General features: G+C 47.1%; 32 protein-coding genes and 2 pseudogenes. 22 read left to right on the top strand and 12 right to left on the bottom strand.

Annotation, left to right across the window (positions count from 1 at the left end; all coding sequences use genetic code 11):
* The first annotated feature begins 2 nt into the window (after window positions 1–2).
* The 11 genes from RS881_RS26500 to RS881_RS26450 all read left to right on the top strand — a co-directional run bounded on the left by RS881_RS26500 (window position 3) and on the right by RS881_RS26450 (window position 7,680).
* On the top strand, window positions 3–503 hold the full coding sequence (locus tag RS881_RS26500) for a FecR domain-containing protein (RefSeq protein ID WP_315823853.1): 501 nt from the start codon (window positions 3–5) through the stop codon (window positions 501–503).
* Window positions 461–886 (top strand): FecR family protein, encoded by a 426-nt coding sequence (locus RS881_RS26495; RefSeq protein WP_315823852.1) that lies wholly within the window; start codon window positions 461–463, stop codon window positions 884–886. Before RS881_RS26500 ends, RS881_RS26495 begins: the two co-directional genes overlap by 43 nt.
* A 125-nt stretch (window positions 887–1,011) precedes the next feature.
* Complete coding sequence (locus RS881_RS26490; protein WP_315823851.1) at window positions 1,012–1,650, top strand: STN domain-containing protein; 639 nt, start codon at window positions 1,012–1,014, stop codon at window positions 1,648–1,650.
* Window positions 1,647–2,624 (top strand): TonB-dependent receptor plug domain-containing protein, encoded by a 978-nt coding sequence (locus RS881_RS26485; RefSeq protein WP_315823850.1) that lies wholly within the window; start codon window positions 1,647–1,649, stop codon window positions 2,622–2,624. Before RS881_RS26490 ends, RS881_RS26485 begins: the two co-directional genes overlap by 4 nt.
* Window positions 2,621–3,583, top strand: coding sequence for a SusC/RagA family TonB-linked outer membrane protein (locus tag RS881_RS26480; RefSeq protein ID WP_315823849.1), 963 nt, complete (start codon window positions 2,621–2,623; stop codon window positions 3,581–3,583). The genes RS881_RS26485 and RS881_RS26480 overlap by 4 nt, the downstream gene beginning before the upstream one ends.
* A gap of 38 nt (window positions 3,584–3,621) precedes the next feature.
* Window positions 3,622–3,771, top strand: a complete 150-nt coding sequence (locus tag RS881_RS26475; protein WP_315823848.1) for a hypothetical protein — start codon at window positions 3,622–3,624, stop codon at window positions 3,769–3,771.
* 80 nt (window positions 3,772–3,851) lie between these two features.
* Entirely contained in the window at window positions 3,852–4,358 is a 507-nt protein-coding gene (locus RS881_RS26470) for a hypothetical protein (protein WP_315823847.1), read from the top strand.
* Window positions 4,358–5,947, top strand: coding sequence for a RagB/SusD family nutrient uptake outer membrane protein (locus RS881_RS26465; RefSeq protein ID WP_315823846.1), 1,590 nt, complete (start codon window positions 4,358–4,360; stop codon window positions 5,945–5,947). The genes RS881_RS26470 and RS881_RS26465 overlap by 1 nt, the downstream gene beginning before the upstream one ends.
* Before the next feature lie 208 nt (window positions 5,948–6,155).
* The gene (locus RS881_RS26460; RefSeq protein ID WP_315823845.1) at window positions 6,156–6,530 is read left to right on the top strand and encodes a sulfatase-like hydrolase/transferase; all 375 of its coding nucleotides are present in this window, start codon (window positions 6,156–6,158) and stop codon (window positions 6,528–6,530) included.
* Window positions 6,531–6,652: 122 nt separating this feature from the next.
* The gene (locus tag RS881_RS26455; RefSeq protein ID WP_315823844.1) at window positions 6,653–6,901 is read left to right on the top strand and encodes a hypothetical protein; all 249 of its coding nucleotides are present in this window, start codon (window positions 6,653–6,655) and stop codon (window positions 6,899–6,901) included.
* On the top strand, window positions 6,868–7,680 hold the full coding sequence (locus RS881_RS26450) for a sulfatase-like hydrolase/transferase (protein WP_315823843.1): 813 nt from the start codon (window positions 6,868–6,870) through the stop codon (window positions 7,678–7,680). Before RS881_RS26455 ends, RS881_RS26450 begins: the two co-directional genes overlap by 34 nt.
* 19 nt (window positions 7,681–7,699) lie before the next feature.
* On the opposite strand, the gene RS881_RS26445 is transcribed toward RS881_RS26450, so the two are convergent.
* From RS881_RS26445 to RS881_RS26430, 4 genes and pseudogenes are all read right to left on the bottom strand, one after another.
* Window positions 7,700–8,689, bottom strand: coding sequence for an MvdC/MvdD family ATP grasp protein (locus RS881_RS26445; protein ID WP_315823842.1), 990 nt, complete (start codon window positions 8,687–8,689; stop codon window positions 7,700–7,702).
* On the bottom strand, window positions 8,682–9,134 hold the full coding sequence (locus RS881_RS26440; protein WP_315823841.1) for a hypothetical protein: 453 nt from the start codon (window positions 9,132–9,134) through the stop codon (window positions 8,682–8,684). Before RS881_RS26440 ends, RS881_RS26445 begins: the two co-directional genes overlap by 8 nt.
* Window positions 9,095–9,642, bottom strand: a pseudogene (locus tag RS881_RS26435) (MvdC/MvdD family ATP grasp protein). The gene RS881_RS26440 and the pseudogene RS881_RS26435 overlap by 40 nt, the downstream one beginning before the upstream one ends.
* A 78-nt stretch (window positions 9,643–9,720) precedes the next feature.
* The gene (locus RS881_RS26430; protein ID WP_315824626.1) at window positions 9,721–9,927 is read right to left on the bottom strand and encodes a microviridin/marinostatin family tricyclic proteinase inhibitor; all 207 of its coding nucleotides are present in this window, start codon (window positions 9,925–9,927) and stop codon (window positions 9,721–9,723) included.
* Between the two features lie 356 nt (window positions 9,928–10,283).
* Between RS881_RS26430 and RS881_RS26425 the strand changes: the two genes are divergently transcribed.
* The 7 genes from RS881_RS26425 (at window position 10,284) to RS881_RS26395 (ending at window position 15,630) form a co-directional block, all read left to right on the top strand.
* Window positions 10,284–10,439, top strand: coding sequence for a hypothetical protein (locus RS881_RS26425; RefSeq protein WP_315823839.1), 156 nt, complete (start codon window positions 10,284–10,286; stop codon window positions 10,437–10,439).
* Window positions 10,440–10,456: 17 nt separating this feature from the next.
* Entirely contained in the window at window positions 10,457–10,543 is an 87-nt protein-coding gene (locus RS881_RS26420) for a hypothetical protein (protein ID WP_315824625.1), read from the top strand.
* Window positions 10,540–11,130 (top strand): aldo/keto reductase, encoded by a 591-nt coding sequence (locus tag RS881_RS26415; RefSeq protein ID WP_315824624.1) that lies wholly within the window; start codon window positions 10,540–10,542, stop codon window positions 11,128–11,130. Before RS881_RS26420 ends, RS881_RS26415 begins: the two co-directional genes overlap by 4 nt.
* Window positions 11,131–11,448: 318 nt before the next feature.
* Entirely contained in the window at window positions 11,449–11,964 is a 516-nt protein-coding gene (locus RS881_RS26410) for a hypothetical protein (protein WP_315823838.1), read from the top strand.
* Window positions 11,965–11,985: 21 nt separating this feature from the next.
* Window positions 11,986–12,828, top strand: coding sequence for a sterol desaturase family protein (locus tag RS881_RS26405; protein WP_315823837.1), 843 nt, complete (start codon window positions 11,986–11,988; stop codon window positions 12,826–12,828).
* Between the two features lie 505 nt (window positions 12,829–13,333).
* Window positions 13,334–14,290, top strand: coding sequence for a lipid A-modifier LpxR family protein (locus RS881_RS26400; RefSeq protein WP_315823836.1), 957 nt, complete (start codon window positions 13,334–13,336; stop codon window positions 14,288–14,290).
* 92 nt (window positions 14,291–14,382) lie between these two features.
* Complete coding sequence (locus RS881_RS26395) at window positions 14,383–15,630, top strand: cation:proton antiporter (RefSeq protein ID WP_315823835.1); 1,248 nt, start codon at window positions 14,383–14,385, stop codon at window positions 15,628–15,630.
* A 10-nt stretch (window positions 15,631–15,640) separates the two neighbouring features.
* On the opposite strand, the gene RS881_RS26390 is transcribed toward RS881_RS26395, so the two are convergent.
* The 3 genes from RS881_RS26390 to RS881_RS26380 all read right to left on the bottom strand — a co-directional run bounded on the left by RS881_RS26390 (window position 15,641) and on the right by RS881_RS26380 (window position 16,472).
* Complete coding sequence (locus RS881_RS26390) at window positions 15,641–15,793, bottom strand: AraC family transcriptional regulator (RefSeq protein WP_315823834.1); 153 nt, start codon at window positions 15,791–15,793, stop codon at window positions 15,641–15,643.
* A gap of 29 nt (window positions 15,794–15,822) precedes the next feature.
* Window positions 15,823–16,035 (bottom strand): hypothetical protein, encoded by a 213-nt coding sequence (locus tag RS881_RS26385; RefSeq protein ID WP_315823833.1) that lies wholly within the window; start codon window positions 16,033–16,035, stop codon window positions 15,823–15,825.
* Between the two features lie 65 nt (window positions 16,036–16,100).
* On the bottom strand, window positions 16,101–16,472 hold the full coding sequence (locus RS881_RS26380; protein ID WP_315823832.1) for a DUF6597 domain-containing transcriptional factor: 372 nt from the start codon (window positions 16,470–16,472) through the stop codon (window positions 16,101–16,103).
* A gap of 28 nt (window positions 16,473–16,500) precedes the next feature.
* Between RS881_RS26380 and RS881_RS26370 the strand changes: the two are divergent.
* Window positions 16,501–17,831: pseudogene (locus RS881_RS26370) on the top strand (sulfatase family protein).
* Here RS881_RS26370 and RS881_RS26365 read toward each other — a convergent pair.
* Complete coding sequence (locus RS881_RS26365; protein WP_315823829.1) at window positions 17,822–18,181, bottom strand: SnoaL-like domain-containing protein; 360 nt, start codon at window positions 18,179–18,181, stop codon at window positions 17,822–17,824. The pseudogene RS881_RS26370 and the gene RS881_RS26365 overlap by 10 nt on opposite strands.
* A 298-nt stretch (window positions 18,182–18,479) precedes the next feature.
* Window positions 18,480–19,460, bottom strand: a complete 981-nt coding sequence (locus RS881_RS26360; protein WP_315823828.1) for a bile acid:sodium symporter family protein — start codon at window positions 19,458–19,460, stop codon at window positions 18,480–18,482.
* 283 nt (window positions 19,461–19,743) lie between these two features.
* Here RS881_RS26360 and RS881_RS26355 point away from each other — a divergent pair, with 283 nt between their 5' ends.
* Window positions 19,744–20,019: an NmrA family NAD(P)-binding protein gene (locus RS881_RS26355; RefSeq protein ID WP_315823827.1), complete on the top strand. Its 276-nt coding sequence runs from the start codon at window positions 19,744–19,746 to the stop codon at window positions 20,017–20,019.
* A 55-nt stretch (window positions 20,020–20,074) separates the two neighbouring features.
* Complete coding sequence (locus RS881_RS26350; protein WP_315823826.1) at window positions 20,075–20,554, top strand: Rossmann-fold NAD(P)-binding domain-containing protein; 480 nt, start codon at window positions 20,075–20,077, stop codon at window positions 20,552–20,554.
* 60 nt (window positions 20,555–20,614) lie between these two features.
* Here the strand turns inward: RS881_RS26350 and RS881_RS26345 are convergent, their stop codons facing one another.
* The 3 genes from RS881_RS26345 to RS881_RS26335 all read right to left on the bottom strand — a co-directional run bounded on the left by RS881_RS26345 (window position 20,615) and on the right by RS881_RS26335 (window position 21,713).
* Window positions 20,615–20,953 carry a DoxX family protein gene (locus RS881_RS26345; protein WP_315823825.1) on the bottom strand — a complete coding sequence of 113 codons (339 nt, stop codon included), beginning with the start codon at window positions 20,951–20,953 and terminating at the stop codon, window positions 20,615–20,617.
* A 179-nt stretch (window positions 20,954–21,132) separates the two neighbouring features.
* Entirely contained in the window at window positions 21,133–21,330 is a 198-nt protein-coding gene (locus tag RS881_RS26340) for a cyclic nucleotide-binding domain-containing protein (protein ID WP_315823824.1), read from the bottom strand.
* A 194-nt stretch (window positions 21,331–21,524) separates the two neighbouring features.
* Entirely contained in the window at window positions 21,525–21,713 is a 189-nt protein-coding gene (locus RS881_RS26335) for a cyclic nucleotide-binding domain-containing protein (protein ID WP_315823823.1), read from the bottom strand.
* A 100-nt stretch (window positions 21,714–21,813) separates the two neighbouring features.
* Between RS881_RS26335 and RS881_RS26330 the strand changes: the two genes are divergently transcribed.
* Window positions 21,814–22,191 carry a helix-turn-helix domain-containing protein gene (locus RS881_RS26330; protein WP_315823822.1) on the top strand — a complete coding sequence of 126 codons (378 nt, stop codon included), beginning with the start codon at window positions 21,814–21,816 and terminating at the stop codon, window positions 22,189–22,191.
* The last annotated feature ends 78 nt before the right edge of the window (window positions 22,192–22,269 follow it).

The following is a 22,269-nucleotide window of genomic DNA, read 5'->3' as shown; positions in this document are numbered from 1 at the left end:
TGATGACAGGTGGCTATTGGTTGTTGAACAAAAACACCACCCCGCCTGCAGCAAAAGTAAGCCCCGGGAATACCAGCCAGGATGCGCTACCTGGCAAAAACAAAGCCGTACTGGTATTGGCCGATGGCACCAAGATTGTAATAGACAGTGCCTCCATGGGCCTGCTGGCCAGCCAGGGCAAAGCGCAGGTAGTTTATAAAGACGGGAAGGTTATGTATGAAACGCTCCAGGCAAAAGACAATACCCTGCCACTCTTTAATACCTTGTCCACTGTCAATGGAGAAAGCTTTTCACTCACCCTATCCGATGGTACCCGTTTGTGGCTGAATGCAGCCTCGTCGGCCCGCTTTCCGGTAACCTTTAACGGCCCGGAACGAAAAGTAGAAATAACCGGAGAAGTATACTTTGAAGTGGCAAAAATAAAGCAAAGCCCTTTATTGTATCGGCCAATGGTATGGAAGTGCAGGCATTGGGAACAGCTTTCAATGTCAACACATATATAGATGAGCGGGCCATCAAAACAACCCTGGTGGAAGGAGCTGTAAAAGTGAGCCACCATAGTCAGCAAGTATTGTTGCAGCCTGGTGAGCAATCCATACTACAGCAGGATGGCAAGCTGACCCCAGGTAAAACAATCAATGTTCAGGAAGTAGTAGCCTGGAAAGAAGGTGTATTTTATTTCGATAATGCGACCCTTGAAACCATCCTGCGACAATTTGCACGCTGGTATGATGTAAAGGTTAGTTATGAAGGCAATATAAAAGACAGGAAATTCTTCGGAATTATAGGCCGCAATAGCCCCTTATCCGGTGTGCTGAAATTGCTTCAGGCCAATGACATCAGCTACCGTATTGAAGGGAAAGAGCTGGTGGTTACCTCCATGTAGCAAGTATTCGATGCAATATAATCGACCAATAGGAATAGGCTCCTGCTGGTACCAGGAGCCTATGGTCCAGGTCGACAGTTGACAGGTGACGAACCCATTATTGTAAACCTAAACATGACAAAGTTATGCAATTACCCAAACTGCTGCGTATTATGAAAATCACCGCTTTTTTGCTACTCACCGTCTGTCTGCAGGTGGCCGCCCGGACAGAGGGACAAACACTAACGCTGTCGATGAAGCAGGCGCCTGTAAAACAGGTACTGCGCGAAATTCAAAAACAAACCGGCCTGAATATCCTGGTCGATGAAGCCCTGCTGCAACACAACAGCCTGGTCACTCTACAAGGACGCAACCTGTCCTTGCAGGAAGTGCTGGAACGCTGTTTCGACAAACAACCCTTCAGCTATGCCATTGATAATGGCGCGCTGACCATTAAACCCAAAAGCCCCGGGCTACCGGCTCCAGCCATTGCACCGCAATTCAGGATCCAGGGGCGCGTAACAGACGAACAAGGCCAGCCCTTGTCTTCCGCTTCTGTACGGCTGAAAGGTTCCGACAAAGGTGCCGCTACTGATGCCAATGGTAATTTTGCATTGGACGCGCCCGGAGAAATCGCCGTATTGGTCATTTCTTTCGTTGGTTATCAAACACAGGAGATAACCGTATCCAATTCCAATCAACTCAACATTATTTTAAAACGAGCCGCAACCACGGGTGAAGAAGTGGTAATCATTGGGTATGGTACCCGTAAAAATCCCAATTGATCGGTTCCGTTTCACAGATCAATGCCGAAAAGGTCAATAACCGGGCTGTTCCTCAATTGTCCAATGCACTAACAGGGCAAATGCCAGGTGTTACAGTCATACAGCGTTCTGGTCAGCCAGGTGCTAGTGGTGGCAATATCCAGATCAGGGGTGTTGGCTCTTTCGGCGCTTCTACGGGAGCCCTGATATTGGTAGATGGTATACCCGCCAATTCATTCAATGATGTTGACCCCAATGACGTAGAAAATATATCGGTACTAAAAGATGCATCTTCAGCTGCCATCTATGGTGCCCGTGCAGCCAATGGTGTAATCCTGGTAACCACCAAAACAGGCAAGGGTGAAAAACTGAAAGTAAGTTACAATGGATATGTAGGCACTCAAAAAGCCACTGCCTATCCCGAATTTGTACGGTCATGGGAATATGCCACTTTACTCAATGAAGCACAGCCTGGGGCTTATACTGCCGAACAGATCCAAAAATACAAGGATGGCAGTGATCCGGACAGTTACCCGGACATGGACTATATCGACCTCGTTTTCAAGAAATCGACCTTACAAACCGGGCATAATATTTCCTTCTCCAACAACAACCGCAATACCGCCTACCAGTTGTCATTTGGCTATCTGTCACAAAATGGTATCGTAGCCAGGAACAATTACAACCGCTACAATATCCGGTTGAATATTACCAATACCCTGGCACCCAACCTCAAACTCACCACTCGTTTATCAGCCATCCAAACGAAAAATGATGAGCCGGCGCCTCCTGCCACACTCGACTTTGATGACATGCTCAATGCCATCAGCAACGTGATCCGCACGCCTGCTATTTATGCCAATAAACTAAGCAACGGCGACTGGGGTCCAGGCGTTGTTGGAAAAGGAACACCTGTTTCCTACCTCGACAATGCTTCTTTTATAAATACAAAGGGACCGATCTGGCAGCCAACCTGCGACTCGATTGGAATGTGATTCCCGACCTGAAGTTGTCGCTCATTGGAGGATATACCGCTTTATTTGAAAACTCAAAACGCTTCCTGGCTTCTCAGCGCATCAATGCCAATGTAACTTTGGGGCCTTCCACCCTTAATCAGTCAAGCGCCAACTCCAATTATAAAACCTTTCAGCAACTGGCCGAATACCGCAAGCAGATCAACAGGCATGAGTTCAGCCTGCTGGCAGGCCATTCATTTGAAGCAGCTTATAGTGAATCCATGGGGGCCTTCCGGAATGATTTCCCCGGCAACGACCTTACACAACTCAATGCAGGTGGAGTACCAGGCATGACCAATACCGGCACAGCCACTGAATGGGCACTCGACTCCTATTTCGGCCGCTTGCAATATAACTATGCCAATAAATACCTGGCAGAAGGGGTATTGCGCTACGATGGCTCTTCCCGCTTTCCGAAAAATGAAAAGTATGCCCTCTTCCCATCTGCCGCCATTGGTTGGCGCATTGGCGAAGAACCCTTTATTAAAAATAACCTGCTCTTCCTGGACGACCTCAAGCTGAAAGCATCTTATGGCATTTTGGGTAATCAAAATATTGGCAACTACCCCTATCAAAATATCCTCGCTGCCGGTTATAACTATGCCTTTGGCAACGTTATTTCTACCGGCGTAGCCCGTACCACGATCACCGATACAACCCTGCGTTGGGAATCAACCCGCACCAGCGATATAGGCATTGAAGCTTCCTTGCTGAAAGGTTTGATCTCGTTCAGTGTTACCTATTTCGACAAATACACCTATGATATCCTGGTGAGCCCTTCGGCCAGCGTATCGAATGTACTGGGCTTTGGCATTGGTGCGCAGAATACGGGTAAACTAAAAATACCGGTTGGGAATTTACCGTCGCCCACAAGAAAAGCATTGGCAAATTCAGTTATTCAGTTGATGCCAACCTATCCATCATCAACAATAAAGTAATCGACCTGGGTGTAGGCAATGTAAAACAACCCAATGGAATGGTGGGTAATGGCAGCTCCTTATTTATCGGCCATCCCATGAATCTCTATTATGGTTACCTCACAGATGGATTGTTTACCAATCAGGGCGAAATAACCGACTGGGCAAATATGGCTGCCATCTTTGGCGGCACTGTCAACTCAATGTAAAGCCCGGAGACGCACGCTACCTTGATATCAGCGGTCCTGATGGCAAACCCGATGGAATCGTCAATGCAGCTTATGACCGCGTGGTACTAGGCACCACCATTCCCAAATACACGTATGGCATTAACCTCGGTGCCAATTACAGGGGTTTTGATTTCTCTGTATTGTTACAAGGAGTAGCAGGCGTAAAGGGTAACCTGAACAATTATGCAGGATGGGCTTTCTATCAAAACGGCAGTATACAAAAATGGCAAGTGGATGAAAGGTGGACTGCCGCCAATCCACGCCGGGATGCCAAATACCCCCGCCTGGAAGTGATCACCAACCAGGGTACGCCCAATACACAGTTGAGTTCTTACTGGATGCTTAACAGTGCCTACCTCCGCATCAAAAATATCCAACTGGGTTATAACCTGCCCAAGGAATGGCTTAAAAAAGCGCATATCGGCTCCCTGCGCATTTATGCCAATGCCGAAAACTTGTTCACTTTCAGCAAGTACCGCAAAGGCTGGGATCCCGAGATCAATACAGGCGGCTCCTATTACCCCATCCTGGCTAATTATACACTGGGAGTAAACGTTAATTTTTAATGCTAAATCACGGCTATCATGAAAAAACTCATCCATATACCCGTTCTGCTATCGGTGCTTTATCAGTCTGCCTCCTGCTATTATCATCCTGCCGCAAAGAGCTGGATAAAACACCCCTTTCGCAATTTGCCAATGAAACCTTCTGGACCTCCGAAACCAATGCTTTGCTGGCTTTGACCGGTGTATACAGGGGCAATATTCAAATGAATGGGCTGGCCGAATTTTCGGCCACCGACTGGTGGTCGTACCACGGGCTCTTGTACCTCGAATTTGCCACCGACAATGCTTATGACAGACGAGGAGATAACTCGGCCATGAACCGGATGTCGAATGGTACACTGACTGCCGACAACGGTTATCTGGGTAATTACTGGAGCGCCAGCTACAGTAGGATTGCCCGCTGTAATTACTTCATAGAAAATGTAGGTAAAACACCGGTAAGTGACGCTAAACAAGAACGGATGATGGCCGAAGCCAGGTTTATCAGGGCCTGCCAGTATTTCTACATGAGTCAATACTGGCAATCGGTACCACTGGTTACCCAAACCCTCAGCCTGACAGAAGCCAATAACGTGAGCAAAGCCACCAAACAGGAGTTGGTTGATTTTGTGATGGCTGAACTTAAAGCAGTAGCCAACGATTTGCCCCAGTTTAAAGATGTACCCTCCTCTGAAAGAGGCCGCGCTTCCAAACAGGCTGCCCTGGCTTTTTTAGGAAGACTACAACTGGCCGAAAAAAAGTATGCTGCTGCTGCCGCCACCTATAAAACCATCATCGATTTCAATGACAATACTATTGATCCCGATTTTGAAGGTTTGTTCAATAGCACCAATGAAAGCAGCAAGGAGATCATTTTTGCCACTCAGTATATTCAGGACCTGGCAGGCAATGGTATGTTGCAACACGATTACCCTGCGATGGCAGGTGGCTGGCATTTGTATTGTCCGCTGGGCAATCTGGTAGAATCCTTTGAATTCAACGACGGCAGCTCCTTCTCTTTTACCGACCCGCGTTACAATGCCGTTGACCTGGGTGCCAATCGCGACCCCCGCTTACGATACACGGTGCTGTACAACCAGCAATCCTTCCGCGCCTTAAAATACCTTACCCATCCCGACTCCTCCAGGTCGGCCGATCAACTTACCACTACCAAACAAGCTACCCGGACCGGATTTGGTTTGAAGAAATACAACTATGAAGGTTTTGCCGGCGGCAACCTCCAAAACTCTGGTATCGACCTGCCCATTATACGGTATGCCGAAGTATTGTTGAGTTACCTCGAAGCAAAACTGGAAAATGGGGATGCCATTGATCTGGTCCTCCTCGATGCTACCATCAATAAAGTACGGGGAAGAGCCTCCGTGAACATGCCTAAAATAACAGAAACCAATACAGCCGCCCTGCGCACGGTATTGCGCCGTGAACGCAGGAATGAACTGGCTTGCGAAGGTATCCGGTATTGGGACCTGTTGCGTTGGGGAATAGCAGGCACCGTTTTAAATGGCGACTTTTATGGCGCCCCCTATCCTACCGCCATCAACCTTCGTAAAAAGGGAGTATTGTTGATCCTTATAAACGCTGGTATGTAACCTCCAAAGCATTCCGTACAGGAACTGATGAAAAATGGCCCATACCATTAAGCGAGCAAAATATTAATCCTAAATTGAAATAGTCAATGGAAGGATTACAAAGGGTGAGCCGCCCTTATCCCAATCCTAGCAGTAGTTTTTCATAAAGGACCCGCCGGCGCTTTGGCAATGACGGGCCTTTCCTATCACTAAATATAAAAGAACGACTTTGAAACAGGCAACGAAACATTTATTGGCAGTCATTGCGTTCCACCTAGCCGGCATGCTGGTCATGGCGCAACAGAAGCCCAATATCATTTTTATCCTTACCGACGATCTTGGTTATGGCGACTTGAGTTGTTATGGAGCAACCAAATTGCATACCCCGCATATTGATCAACTGGCCCGGCAGGGTATCCGGTTTACCAATGGCCATACCACCTCGGCCACTTGTACCCCTTCGCGGTATGGCCTCATGACAGGGCAATATCCCTGGCGCAAAAACGGTACGGGTGTTTTGCCCGGCGATGCAGCTTTGATCATAGCTCCAGGCACCACTACCCTGCCTTCACTCCTGAAAAAGCGGGTTACCAAACAGGCGTAGTAGGCAAATGGCACCTGGGTCTGGGCGATGCAGTAGAAAAGAACTGGAATGGCGAAATTAAACCCGGCCCCAATGAAACTGGTTTTGATTACTCCTTTATTTTTCCCGCTACTGCCGACCGCGTGCCCACAGTATTTTTAGAGAACCACCAGGTGGTAGCACTGGATTCGGCCGATCCCATTGCCGTCAATTACAAAACCAAGGTAGGCAATGACCCCACCGGCAAAGAGCATCCCGAACTGTTGAAAATGCTTTCGTCAAAAGGGCAAGGTCATGATCAAACGATTGTAAACGGTATTGGCCGCATTGGCTATATGAGCGGAGGCACCAAAGCCAGGTGGGTGGACGAAGAGTTATCGCTTACCTTTTAGCACAGGCCAAAGCCTACATTGAAAGAAACAAACGCAATCCCTTCTTCCTCTATTTTACATTGACCGAACCCCATGTGCCCCGTATGCCGGCTACAATGTTCAAAGGCAAAAGCGGCCTGGGCTACCGGGGTGATGCGATCCTTCAACTGGATTGGACCGTAGGGCAGGTAATGCAACAACTGGAACAATTGGGAATTGCTCAAAATACCATTCTCATTTTTAGCAGCGACAATGGTCCTGTGCTGGATGATGGCTACCAGGATGAAGCTGTAACCAGGCTCAATGGCCACACACCTGCAGGCCCCTTGCGGGGAGGCAAATACAGCGCTTTTGAAGCAGGTACACGTGTTCCCTTTATTATCAGTTGGCCCGGTAAGATCAAACCTACTGTATCGGATGCCTTGATCTGCCAGGTAGACCTGCTGGCCTCATTTGCAAAATTTACCAAACAGCCACTGGCCCCTGCCGATGCACCCGATAGCCATGATACCTGGGATGCCTTCACCGGCAAGTCTACAACAGGCAGAGCGGTATTGGTACAACAAGGTGGCGCCTTATCCATTGTGCAAAACAACTGGAAATACATAGAACCGCACAAAGGTGAAAAGTTAATGGTCGCTGTTAACATTGAATCAGGCAATGATACCGAACCTCAATTGTACAATTTAAAGGAGGACATTGGCGAACAGCACAACCTGGCCAAAAACTATCCCGATAAAGTGAAAGCATTACAGGAATTATTACAACAAATAAAAGACGCAGGGCGTAGCCGCAAATAATCAATGGCAGCCTTCCTATTTACCGGCGCGGTGCTGATTCCATCAGCACCGCTGCTATTTGCCTGGAGATAGCATGATGGCATAGTTTATCCAACCAAAAATATTCACCGGCCGCATTTATTTCCAGGAAATAATATTCTTCTTCGGGAGTAAGGATCAGGTCAATGGCGCCATAGTTCAATCCATAGCTGTCCATAAAAGCCAATAACCTGGATTGCATGTAGTCTGGAAGCAAATAAGGTTGCCAGTCGTTCACCATACCGGCCCCTTCCTTACGCCAGTCAACTTTCGCATCGCGGGTTTGCTGCGAATCAATACTGAAGGCAAAGATGGCCTGCCCCACAATGGTTACCCGCAGTTCTAGTTTCTTTTCCAGTTGCTGTTGAAATACCATGGGACAATAACGCAGTGCATCCAGCTGTTCCAAATGCGCTGCGTTTACCGTATTGGTAAATACAACCTCTTCCTCCCCTTCCCGGTAAATAGCGAAAGAACTCTGCATTTTACTTACCACCCGTTCATGCTTATCAATAAACCTGCTTACCTGTTGCGGATCATTGCTGATGCAAGTGGGTGGTACAAGCAGGCCATTGCGTACCGCCACCTTTAGCTGTTCCTCCTTACTATCCAGCCGCCGGTATACACTGTTCCGGCCCAGGTGAAAGGCATTCAATCCTTCTACCATACCCAACAACGTGCGTTTTACTTCTTCTATCGTAGCCGGCAGGTAAGGCGCTTCCACCACCGTTTGCAATCCCTTGCCCAGGTTATACCCCCTGCGGTACCATACAGCGGTTACGTCCTCCAATTCGTGTACCATGCCATCCGTTGTTAATTGTATACGCCAGCCCTCCGCGCTATATAAAGTAGTAAGCCCCGTTTCCAACGGATACCGGTCTACATCCAAACGGATGGCCTCAGCCCCGGCCTCTCTGATATGATCAATCACTATTTGCGTGCTGCTATTATCAGCACTATGCGTAACTATTAATATTTTTTGTTTAGCCATTGTTGATGCGGTTTATGAGTTTATCAGCAATCGTGTCGGCAATGGGATAGCACAGGTATTTTTGCAGCATGCCCCATTCGCCTTGTGGGTTTACTTCCAGGAAAACATAATCGCCATTGGGTTGCCTGATCATATCAATGGCGCCAAACAATAGTCCCAGGTTGTTCATTAATACCTGCAACTGCTGTTGCACCTCCACAGGCAGTTCATAATACTGCCACTGAAAGGCATTGCCCGTCTGCGTTCGCCAATCTACAGGTGCACCATTTTCTCCATGCGTTATTTTACCGGCAAAACAAACCCCGTCTACATAAGCGATGCGCAATTCATACGCCTTGGGAATATATTCCTGGAAGATCATGGGACAATAAGCCAGTTGTTCGAGGTTGATCAATTGCTCCTCACTTATCCGCGTGGTGGGAAAGAAAGGCCCATCGCCTGCCATGCTTTTGACAAGGCATGGTGCAGTTTCATCACCATATTTCCATTACACTGATGATAAAACGCCTTCACTACAGCCGGGTCGTTGGAGAAAATACTGGCAGGCACCTGCATCCCTACGACTTGCGCCATGCGCAGCTGCAGCAATTTATCGCCCAATACCGCATGATCGGCAGGCATAGCATTCATCCAGGGCAGGTGTTGCAGGGCATTGAAAAACAACTGGCGATAAGTAGTATACTCCTTAATAAAGTGGGATTGGTAAGCCGGGTCAAGATCGGCCGGCACGTTCATATCCCATAGCTTCCTGTACCATACCGCACTGACCTGTTCGCTGGTGATGCTTTGCACCTGATCATACAAACGCAGTTGCTCCGTTGAATAATGCAGTTGATATCCGGTAGCAAACAGATCGGTATTTAATCGAAAAGAAGCGACTCCTCTTTTTCCAGTGCCTGCTGTACCAGGTCGATGGTATAATAATCATTGGAATGTGTAATACATAAAACCATAGCCATGGTAAAAACAAGCAATAGCCGATGAGCTATTGCTTGCCAGATTTAGTGAATTCAATCAGTTTAACTCAAAGCCTAGGTTTCATCTCCATCTGAAGGGTACTTCAGGGTGACTTCCATATCAACAAAAGGCTTTGAGGTAAATACAGGCTCAATAATGCCTGTATAATTTTCACCGGTTTCCGGTGTACGTTTTGCGCTTCGAGGAATTGCGCAAAAAAAGGCTGCTTTAAGGCATCCTGTTTCATAAGAATAAAATTTAGGTAAATAAGAAAATACCATCTTCAATTTACCTCAATTTAGCGCCTGCCCCAAACGGTAATATCCACACCCATCCTTTGTTCCTGCTGTTTGTTGGAATATATAAACAGGTTAACTACCACACATGATAACAATATCTTAACACCAACTGTCTCCTCCATTTTTGTACAGGGCAAATAGTATATGGGCATTTCCAAATAGAAGTTCATAGGGCAGAATGTGCAGCTAGGGTAAACCCTTACATGGACACCCATTTGCGTACTGCTTTCAACCTTGTTTGAATTTTGTAAGTAATTGTTTGAATTATGCTAGGGCTATGCTAAACATACTTTCGCCGCCTGCTGTTATTTTACCTGGAACCAATTAAACACAATAAGATGAGTACAACAACTAGTGCACAAACAACCTGGAAACTGGGTGGCGATATAGTAATCAACAGATTGGGATATGGCGCTATGCAATTGGCAGGTAAGGGAGCATTTGGCGAAGGGAAGGACCGCGAAACCGCTAAAAAGTATTACAAGCTGCCGTAGCAGCTGGTGTTAACTTTATTGATACCGCCGAAGCATATGGCCCTAAACTCAACGAATCCTTAATTGCAGATGCTTTGCACCCTTATCAAAAGGCCTCGTTATAGCCACTAAAGGAGGCTTTATACGTCCTAATGCCGATCAGTGGATACCCAATGGCAAGCCTGATCATATCCGGGAAAATATCGAAGGCAGTTTAAAACGACTAAAGGTAGATACCATTGACCTATGGCAGTTGCACCGCATTGATCCCCATACGCCGGTAGAAGAAACCCTGGTGCCCGTGGCAGCGGCGGTTAAAGCCGGCAAGATCCGTCATGTAGGCTTATCGGAAGTAACAGTAGAACAAATAGAGCGGGCCGAAAAAGTAGTACCCATTGCTTCTGTACAAAACCTGTACAACCTGGGCAACCGCCAATGGGAAACGGTGTTGGATTATACCGTAAAACGTCAGATCGCATTCATTCCCTGGTATCCGCTGGCATCGGGCCCTCAAAGCCTGGCCGATAAGATCAGTGGTATTGCGGCAGCTCACAATGCCACCATCGCGCAGATTGCCCTGGCCTGGCTGCTGCGCCGCGCCAATAATATCCTGCTGATACCCGGCACCAGCTCCCTGGCTCACCTGCAGGAGAACCTGGATGCTGGCGATATTGTATTGAGTGACAAAGACTTTGAAGCATTGTCTAAATAAGCTAGAAAGGTGTATTAGGTTGAAGGGCTGCCTGCTTGGGTAGCCCTTCTTTTGAAAATACACACAAAAAGTACTTCAACCAGGTTTTTACCCGTCGTGATCTCCTTGATAAACAGGCGCTTACTCCTAGTGAAATAGCCTGAATACCCTATCCGAATTGCACTGAATGCCTCTACGACTTGCACTGGCTCCTAGGTAACAGTGCAATTCCCTAGGGAGTTAGTGCAATTATTAGGGGGTAAATAGAGGGGATCACTAGAATGATCCATGGATTAACCCAGACCACCAAAGCAATCCAATGGGGCCCCTTCAAAAGATATGTTCCAGTTGATTATGCAAATCGTCCGGGCTGGGCATCAACCTACTGTACCGCCTCTAAAACATGCCAGGAATGAAAAAAATGTACTTACCAAAGGAGTTACTTTGCTGGGCTTTGTTCTTTTAATTTCGGCTTTTTTGCTCTACAGGGCACAGGTAATCGACCCCTTCCCCACCAATGCCCGGTTAATAGCTGGCAACAGCCTGCCGGCCGATACCACCAAACTGCCCGCCCTGGATTCACTGAAACGTCCCTCCCCTGAGGGCAAGCGGCAACTGCTGATGTCGTCCTCCAAAAGTATCGTCGTGATGAAAGAAGACCGGCGTTTGCTGGACTCTGTCTTCCCTAAGCGAAAAACAGGTTCCTCTGTATTGCCAACAACTACTATGATGAGCAGCTCAAAATCCAGCCAGATCTTTTCACCAGCAGCTTTGCAAAGGCTTATAGACAGTATGCGGATAGACAGTGCTGTCAAAAAAACTCATTACGCTTCCGTTTCGATATCATTAAAATAAAACGTTTAAAACACTGATCACATGAACTGGCAATACCTGTTGCTGGCTACGGGTGCCAGCTTTCTTTCCTGGCACTGGTATTCATTCCTATGGAAAAGGTGTTCCCCGCCCAAAAGGTCAAACGATTTTTCGCCGCCACTGGCTATTAGACCTGTGTTATTTCCTGGGACAATATTTGCTATGGAATGGAGTGATACTGTGGTTGTTCAATCATTTTGGCGCCTGGCTCGATGGGATAGTGCCCGGGAAATTCAGGACTGCCATTGGCAGTCAGCCCTCTGGCTGCAGGCCCTGGAAGTACTGTTCTTGAGCGACCTGTTGATCTATTGGGGGCACCGGATCCAGCATAAGGTCAATTTCCTGTGGCGATTTCATAAAGTACACCATAGTGCGGAGCAATTGGATTGGCTGGCAGCCCACCGGGAACATCCGCTGGACTCTATTTTTACGATCGGATTGATCAACCTGCCAGCTTTTATTATGGGATTTGAATTGGGCTCATTGGCTGCTATCGTGGCTTTCAGGGGCATCTGGGCCATCTACATTCATTCCAATGTTCGACTGCCTTTAGGGCCTTTAAAGGTTTTGATCGGATCGCCGGACCTGCACCATTGGCACCATGCTATTGACCGCAACGCCGGCAATTACGCCAACATCTCGCCACTGATGGATAAACTTTTTGGCACCTATACCTGTCCACCCCATGAGCCCGAACAATATGGCATTAATGAAGATTTTCCGCAGCACTATGTAGGCCAGTTATTACAACCAATGATACCCCAAGTGCGCAAAAAGGATCAGACCCGAACGATCACCCCAAAAATGCAGCGCCTTCCAATGAAAGAAGTAGAGTTTGCGGAATAAGGTCTTGATCAAGGGATCATCCAGCCGGCTGCTACCTTCGGCGGGCGCCGCCGGCAGTCCATATTGTTGAAAGAAACCAGCATCCAGCTCTACATGAAATCCCTGTACATAGCCCTTGCCTTTTACGTTGTAATGCGCGTCCTGCCAATGGTGGTACAGGAGCGTGCCGGCACTGCATTCATAGGCCCTGCTTTTATTCACTTCCAGCATGGAACCTTGTAATAAAAACCTAAACTACAACATTTTATGCCCATTTTATCGTTGGTATGCCGGGGGTAAAAAGGTAATTTTCACAAGAATTTCCCGGAGGGTTGAGCAGGCGTAAACAAAAAAGCAGCGCAGTTTGTTGTAAGCGGATACCTGCAAAAAGGGCCACCACGCAGCGCGGAACACAATTATCATTTAGTTGCAAAGCATGAAGAGGAGCTTTTGGTATTTTATTATATGGCTAGCCGGCCTGCCATCATTAAGCGTTCTTGCCCAGGAACAGGCGGGTTATAAGTATATGTTCAAGGTTTATGAAGACAATGACCTCTTCAATTTCTACAATATCGGCGCCGATGGGGGCTATACCAATGGAACCAGGTTGGAGTTTTCCTGGCTGCAACAAAAACCATCCTTCACCACCCGTTTAATGCCCAAGGCCGGCATAGGCAGTATCAATACCACAGCAGTGGGTCTGATGCAGATCATCATTACCCCCGATAACATTGTTCGCTATAGGCCCGACCCTGCAGATTATCCTTATTCAGGAGCACTTTTTATAACCCATAGCCTGCACTCCTCCAACCCAACTAAGAAAATATCCCTGCAAACAGAATGGTTATTGGGTGTCATGGGGCCGCCATCATTGGCCCAGGAAACACAGGAGTTGATGCACCGGATCATACAAGGTCAAAAACCCCGGGGCTGGTCATACCAACAACCTACCGATCTGTTATTAAACTATCAATTTACTGTTAATAAAGGGCTGGCGCATGTGCAGCAATGGGCCGAACTGATTGGCAGTGGACAGGTATATGCTGGCACCATGACCAATGGTGCGGCATTGTATGCGACCCTGCGGTTGGGCAAAATGCAACCTTACTTCAATGGGTACAACGACCAATTTACCAAGGGCAAAGGTGCAACAGGCAACAAATGGCAATTGTATTTTATGGTACAACCCGGCATTGCCCTGGTATTGAATAATGCCTTACTAGAAGGAGGAGTGTTTAACCACAATACAAAACACCCCGGCTATAGTGAAACACAGTATGTAAGAGTTGCTGAAAAACAACAACTCATCACCAGCATTGATATAGGCTTCGTTGTATCAAGAGGCAATATAGGATTGTCTTTTACACAAAAAGCGCTACCTCACCCATCAAAGGCCTGCCTCATATGGAAGTGGGTAATATCTCCCTCTATATTGCTTGGTAAATGGCTAAATACCAGCATTGGGAATAATAGCACGCATTAATACGACGCTATTTTCTAATATTATTCTAAGATGCACCCCCACCCTGCCAGCGTATCTTTGCACTTTTATTTTGTAATGCATTAATACACGGCATGGAGCTATACTATTCGTTTTCTATTTTAATTGTACTGGCCTCCTTCTTTTCGTATATCAACCTGCGGGTGTTGAAATTACCCTCTACCATTGGTGTTATGATCATTGCCATGCTGTCGTCTATCTTATTGGTAGTTGGCGGCAGCCTGTTCCCTAAATCCTTTACACATTTTTCCACCCTGTTGATGGATGTTGATTTTACCGAGGTGCTGATGGGCGCCATGCTCAACTTCCTGCTATTTGCCGGGGCCATTCATATTAACCTGAAAGACCTGCGTGAGCAGAAATGGCCCATCATGGTATTCTCAACAGTCAGCGTATTGATCTCCACCTTCGTTATAGGTTTCATCCTGTACTATGTGTTTGCCTTAATCCATGTTGACCTGCCTTTTATTTACTGCCTCTTGTTTGGTGCTTTGATCTCTCCTACCGATCCCATTGCAGTTATGGGTATCCTGAAAAAAGCAAATGTGCGGAAATCACTGGAAACCAAGGTAGCCGGAGAATCGCTGTTCAATGACGGGGTGGCAGTAGTGGTGTTTTCAGTGATCCTGCAATTGGCACAGGGTTCGGATATCGACACCTCCTTTGGCAGCATCAGCTGGCTGCTGATCAAAGAAGCATTAGGAGGATTCCTATTGGGCGCTTTACTGGGCCTGGGAGCTTCTAATGCCATGCGTAAGATTGACGATTACAATGTTTCCGTACTCATTACCCTATCGGTGGTAATGGGTGGCTACCTCATAGCCCATACCCTGCACATGTCGGGCCCTCTTACTATGGTGGCTGCCGGTATTGTTATTGGCAATTATGGTAAAAGAACCGCCATGTCGCACACTACCAAAGATTACCTCAATAAATTTTGGGAGCTGATCGATGAGATCATGAATGCCATTCTATTCCTCTTCATTGGGTTTGAACTGTTACTGATCCCCAACCTCAATAACTACTGGGTCATGGGCGGCATCGCCATCCTGGTGGTATTACTGGCCCGCTATATTTCCATCTGGGCACCGGTAAGACTCATCCCCTTTCGCAACAAGTTCAGCAGTGGTACAATTAAAATACTGGTATGGGGTGGATTGAGGGGTGGTGTTTCCATTGCCCTGGCTTTATCCATCGATAATGGTCCTTACAAGCAGGCCATTATTGCCATTACTTACTTTGTGGTGGTGTTTTCCATCGTAGTACAAGGCCTCACCATTGGAAAAGTGGCCAATAAAGTATTATCGAAAGAAGAAGTATAGAACATACCGCTTAGCTGCCGGCCATACAGATCACCGATTGCAGTTTAAGGAACTGAGTGGGGGAAATACCCAGATAATAAGTAAAATCGTGTATCAGGTGGCTTTGGTCGTAATACCCACTGTGGTCAATTACATCAAACCAATCTACCGTATCATCTTTCACATAAACTGCTTGTATAAAGTGCACAGCTTTTAGGAAACGTTGGTAGCGGCCCATCTCTTTGGCACTGTAGCCCAGGTATTTTTATAATTGAGCTGTACACTTCTTTCACTCTGACCGCTTTTATCGGCAATGACCTTGACGGGACTCATGACCGTTTCGGGCAGGCCATCACGAATAATGGTTTCGGAAGCCGGTTCCCGGTCATGCAGACAGGCCGACGAAAAATCCAGGATGTGTTGCACCTTTTGTTCCAATGCCGGCATCTTATTCAGCTCCTGCCACAGGTCAGAAAAACAATGGGTTTTGATCAGCTCATCGGGATTTTTACCAGCTCCTTGCAGGTTTTCAGCGTAGCTCCAAAGAAGCGGTAAAAAGCATCAAACCTGAAATTGACCACCAGTATTTCACTGCCTGGCGCCAATTCATACTCCAGCACCTTCTTCAAAGGCCCCATTACTATGCTCCTGCCCGACAGTAGCGCCCCCTCTTCTCCCAATATGGCGGCAGGATTGCCAAAACTGAATACAAGAATGGTTTGAAAGGTGGGCAACAACTTCTTCTTAACTGGTTGCTCTGTATGATTGGCCGCATAATAGAAATAAGTAAACACTTGCTCCCATTCGGCAGGAATGGGTATGCGCTCGCTAATATATCCGGTATTTTCTAAATGAGCTTCCATCAAGTGCATTTTACTTATAAATTGCAGTATGAAGATAAGCACCTTATTGCTCACCTATATGCTGTTGCTCCAACTTGCTTATGCACAACAGCGGCCCAATATTATCCTGGTATTTGCCGACGATATGGGATATAGCGATCTGAGTTGTTTTGGCAACCCACTGATCAAAACGCCTTTCCTGGACAAAATGGCTACCAGGGGATTAAAGCGACCAATTTCCTGGTGGCTTCACCCACCTGTACCCCTTCCAGGGCCTCCTTGCTTACGGGGCGTTATGCCACCCGGATGAACCTGCCGGTACCCATTGGTCCCGGCGCTCCCAATGGATTACCGGATGAAGAGGTTACCATTGCCGAAATGCTCAAACAGGCCGGTTATCATACCGCGCTCATAGGTAAATGGCACCTGGGAGATACCAAACCCTATTATCATCCCAATGCCCAGGGCTTTGATCAATTTTTCGGCACCCTGTATAGCCATGATTACAGAAGTCCTTATGTGAAGACCGATACGGTGATGAAAATATTTCGCAATCGTACGCCAGAGATCATCCGGCCAGCCGACACCATCCTTACCGAACGGTATGCGCAGGAAGCGATTAAGTATATCAATACCCAGTCAAAGCAAAAGCCTTTCTTTTTATACCTGGCACAAAACATGCCGCACCTGCCCTTGGCAGTACCTTCTAAGTGGGCCGGGCATTCTGCCGCTGGCCTCTATGGCGATGTAGTGGAACAACTCGATGAAAGCCTGCAACGCATTTGGCAGGCACTGGAAGCAAAAGGAATGGCTGATAATACCCTATTCATTTTTACCAGCGATAATGGTCCCTGGATTGGTTTTCCCGACAGGATGGCGGGTGACGGTTATACCCAACCCTGGCATGTGGGTACTACCGGCATTTTCCGGGGCGCCAAAGGCAATACCTATGAGGGTGGTCACCGGGTGCCTTTTATTTGCTATTGGAAAGGGCATACAGCTTCGGGTAAAACCATTACTGATCTGGTTTCTTCACTTGATATATTGCCCAGTATTGCCCAATGGGTGGGCATACCTCTACCCAATGGGAGAACCCTCGATGGGCAATCGGTGACCAGTATATGGGAAGGCAAACCCGCAGTTCCGCACAGGCCCATCTATTATGTACACAACCAGGCGCAGGCTGTACGGGATGGCCAATGGAAATTGCGGATAATGGGTAGCGGCGCCACCGCTACCACCGAATTGTTTGATATGAGCAATGACCCGGGTGAAAAATATAACCTGGCCGGCAAGTTTCCAGAGGTGGCAGCCAGACTGGAGAAGCTTTTGCAAGCCTTTCCGGGTATGACCCCTGATCGGCCGTACCTTTACATATAGAATTGTTCCTCCACGATCTTGCCCTCTTTGACCTGGTACACGCAAAGCTCTTTCATTTGCATGCGGCCATGGCCTTTCATGGTGGCATCCATCACCAGCACAGCAGCAAAAGAATGTTCAGCTACCACCGGATCCGACATGGTGATGCTGTGCATGGTTTCTACCATGGAGTCAAATTTCTTTCCCTTTTCAATAATGGCGGGTAATCCCTTTGTTTCCTTGTCAAACGCAGGGGTAGCTTCCGGTTCGATACTGATGGCATTGGGGGCATATAACTCCTGCTGGGCTTTTCCCCATTCGCCGGTACGGCATATTTTCACCAATTGGTCGGCAATCTGTTGTATGGTCATAACTTGTAGTTTGGAAAATACCCGGCAAAAAGCGGGCCTGACCCTGTTAGGGAAATGAAGGTACCCGGAAAGGCTGAATGCGACATCTATTCAGCAATAATGTATTGTATGATTTTGGTAATTACATCTTCGGTGCCGTCAGGTCTGGAGTATTTAATCTTTACAGGAATGGTGTATTTACCGGGTTTTCCCCTTGGCTATAAAAAGTAGTTTGCGCATGGTTAACGGTGTGGGTTAAGCAACCTAACGGAGTCCTCAATCTTTTATTATGCCGACGATAGCCATCAAAATGTTAAAGCTAAAGATGTTGTTGTTGTCGCTTGGCCATGCCTTGGGCAATAATGCTAACAGCAATGAGCTGCAGCGCATGGTACAGCATAATAGGCAATAACAGGATACCGGTAAGGGAACTGTTTGCAAAGATCACTTTGGCCATCACCGTACCATGAATGATGGACTTCTTGGAACCGCAGAAGGTAGCGGTAATCCTATCTTCCCGATTAAAGTGCAGGAGCCGGGCAATATATCCAATGATAAAATAACCTATAAAAAATAAGACCAGCATACCAACCGCCAGCAACAGCAATTCGACCACCCCCAGGTTGCTGAACATATGTTTGTCAAACGACTCACTAAAGGCAGTATACACAATGGCCAGAATGGTCAACTGGTCAAAATACTTCAACTGTTTATTATATTTACCGGCCACCTTACCCAGCCTGGTGGGGTTGAGCAGCAAACCCAGTACTACCGGCAGCAGTATCTGCAACAGCAGCTTCATAATGATATCACTCATGTCCACGTGCTCATGATTGCCACCGGTAACGATGCTCATCCAAATGGGTGTTATAAAAATGCCCAGCATACTGGAAATGCTCGCATTGAAGATAGCCGCCGGAATATTGCCATTGGCAATAGATACCATCACCACCGAAGAAGAAACGGTAGAAGGCAGGGCCGCCAGGAAGAAGGTACCCAACCACAATACCTGTGTATCACTCCGGTCAAGCAAGGGTCTGATGGTCAGTACCAATAAAGGAAATAGGATAAAAGTACCGGCCTGTACCAGGATATGCAGCCGCCAATTGCTTAAGCCCGCTACCAGTTTATTCCGGTTGAGTTTTAGCCCATAAAAGAAAAAGATCAGGGATACACCAATATTGGCAATAGAGGATATGGAATAAGGTCCGTTGGCCACGCCCGGACCCGGGAATTGGGAGGCCAACACAATAACGCCGATCAGGGAAAGAATGAACCAGTCTAATCCGAAGCGTGCCAAAAATAGGATACCTTATTTGCCATACAGACTGCAAGATACGATGCCAAGGTTTATAATGGTCGCCTCGATGCCTTCCTTCCTCATCGCCCTCCTCATCGCCTTCCTTTTCGTTTTCTTACAATCCCAGGGATCGCACCCACGCTACTTTTACATCATTAATCACACAAAATACTAAGACCATGTCAATAGCAACAACACCCTCCATTTTGATCACCGGCGCTACCGGCACCATTGATCAGCACTTGCTACCCTATTATCCGCCCGCGGTTACACATTCCGGGCTATGGTACGGAATTTGGGCCAGGTAAATGGTCTCGACAAACTCCCCGGCGCAACCATTATAGAAGGCGATTTTAACAATGCTGCCAGTCTCGACGCTGCCCTCCAGGGCATTGACAAAGCTTTCCTGCTCACCAATTCTTCCCAGTTGGCCGAAAGTCAGCAGAAACAATTCGTGGATGCCGCCAAGGCAGCCGGTGTAAGCCATATCGTCAAGTTGTCACAGTGGGCAGCCAGTGCCAGGTCCCCGTACGATTTCTGCGTTACCATGCTGCCGTAGAACAGCACATCATTGAAAGCGGTATACCCTATACCTTTTACGGCCCAATTTATTCATGCAGGGACTACTAGGGTTGAAAGAATACATTGCCACCAAAAGCATCTTCTTTGCGGCTGTAGGAGATGCCACCATCAGCGCAGTAGATATACGGGATATTGCGGAGGTAGCAGCAGCGGCACTAACCGGGAATGGGCATGAAAACAAAATATACAACCTCACCGGACCGGCAGCCATCAGCCATTTCCAAATGGCCGACTACCTGTCGGCAGCACTACACAAAACCATTCACTTTGTTGACACCTCTGATGAAGTGATGCACAGTTCATTGTTGAAAGCAGCCTTTCCGAGGTGGCAGGCAGATGGTTTGATCGAAGATTATGCCCACTATCGCAATAATGAAGCCTCCCTCGTAACGCAGGACGTACAACAAGTAACCGGCCATGCCCCACGAAGCTTTGAGCAGTTTGCCCTGGATTATGCTTCCCTGTTTACAAATACCCCAAGCCCGACAGCCCAACCCCTGCACGCCCATTGAAAAAAGCAAAGGGAGCAGCCCAAGACAGGCCGCTCCCTTTCCAAAGCTATACTTTAGTGTTTAGGTGGTCTTTACTGAAAAATAATAGGTCCAGGCAATAAAAATGATTTGCAGGGGTACCCTTATCCACAGGTAACGCAGCCCTGGTCCGTCAAAAGTGGCTTTCTCGTAATTAACCTGGTGAATAGCAGCATAAATATTAGCCGGTAGCAATAAGACCAAAAACACGATCAAAGCAATACCGGCATACACCCTGACCGATGGGAAAAGCAACGCTATTCCAAGAATGATCTCGGCAATACCAGTCAGGTAGATCAGTTCTTTTTGAAAGGGATAAAACCAGGTACCATAAGCGTCATGCCCTCGGTAAACATAAAATGGCCCAAGGCGGTAAAACAAAACATAACCGCCATTGCCAGGTTGCCGCCAAACGGCAAATGCCAGTTTCCGGTCGTAAGTTTTGAAATGCCCGTACTGATAACAAAAACAGCCAATAATAAATAAAACGGTTTCATTGTTGATTTCTATAATTAGACCACAAAGTTCAACCCAATTGGCAGGCCTAAAAATGATGTATGTTAGGTTCTGGCATGTAATTTCCGGATACGACTTAAACTTTCTGGCTGAATACCCAGGTAAGAAGATAAGTGTTTGACCGATATTTGTTGGATCAATTGCGGGTTTTTCTCCATCAATCGCACATACCTTTCTTCGGCGGTATAAGACAGGAAGTCCATTTCCTTTCTTAACCGCTTCACATATTGCGCTTCTGCCATTAACCTCCCTATTCTTTCCCCACTAGGGTGCTCATTATAAAAATGCTGTAGTGTTTGATACGTAAACTCCACCACTTCCGCATCCTCCAGCCATTCAATAAATATCGAACTGGGTTCGCGCGTGATGAAGGAAAAATAAGCCGTTACAAAATCACCAGCAAACTGAAAGTCTACCGTAAACTCTTTCCCGTCCTTTAAAAATAATTACGTGTCGATCCTTTATTTATAAAATAGATACCATTTTCAACCTGTCCCTCCCGGATGAGGTAGTCTCCTTTCTTAAAACGTTTGAGTTGAAGTTTCCCGGCAAAAGTCGCCCAGTCCTCCTCGCTCAGTTTATGGAGTTGAGATATAGCCTTTCTGATTAGTAAAAATTCATTCATGGTCGATTATTGAAATACATAACAAGGTAAGAACTTATGCGCAACTGTCGCATTCCCCTTCTTTAGGAAATACGCTAATTTTAGGCAGCTTATTACCATTATGACAACCGACAACAAAGTACTGCTGGATGATTATACCTCCCGTATCAACCGGGTGATGGATTATATCGATGCCCATCTTGAAAGTCCTTTGACATTGGATGAACTGGCCACCGTTTCCCATTTTTCCAAATTCCACTTCTCCCGCATATTCTGGGGCCTTACAGGAGAAACGCCCTTTGAATTCCTAAGCCGCCTGCGCCTGGAAAAAGCCGCCTCCTTATTGAACATGCAGGCCCAAATGCCCATCCTGCAAATTGCCCATAAATGCGGCTATACCGACAAATCGGTTTTCTCCCGCAACTTTAAAACGCAGTTTAAAGTTTCACCGTCTGCTTATCGGAAGTCACGGCAACAAAAAGCAATAATAGTCAACTGATCAGCAACAGCAGTCAACAACAACCCAATGGTGCAGCCTACTTTTATGATGGATCACAAACATCAAAAAAGAGGTCAA

The sequence above is a fragment of the Paraflavitalea speifideaquila genome (assembly GCF_032395985.1).
Lineage (GTDB): Bacteria > Bacteroidota > Bacteroidia > Chitinophagales > Chitinophagaceae > Paraflavitalea > Paraflavitalea speifideaquila.
Note: the sequence above shows the minus strand (reverse complement) of the source record. Positions and strands in the feature narration are given on the sequence as shown.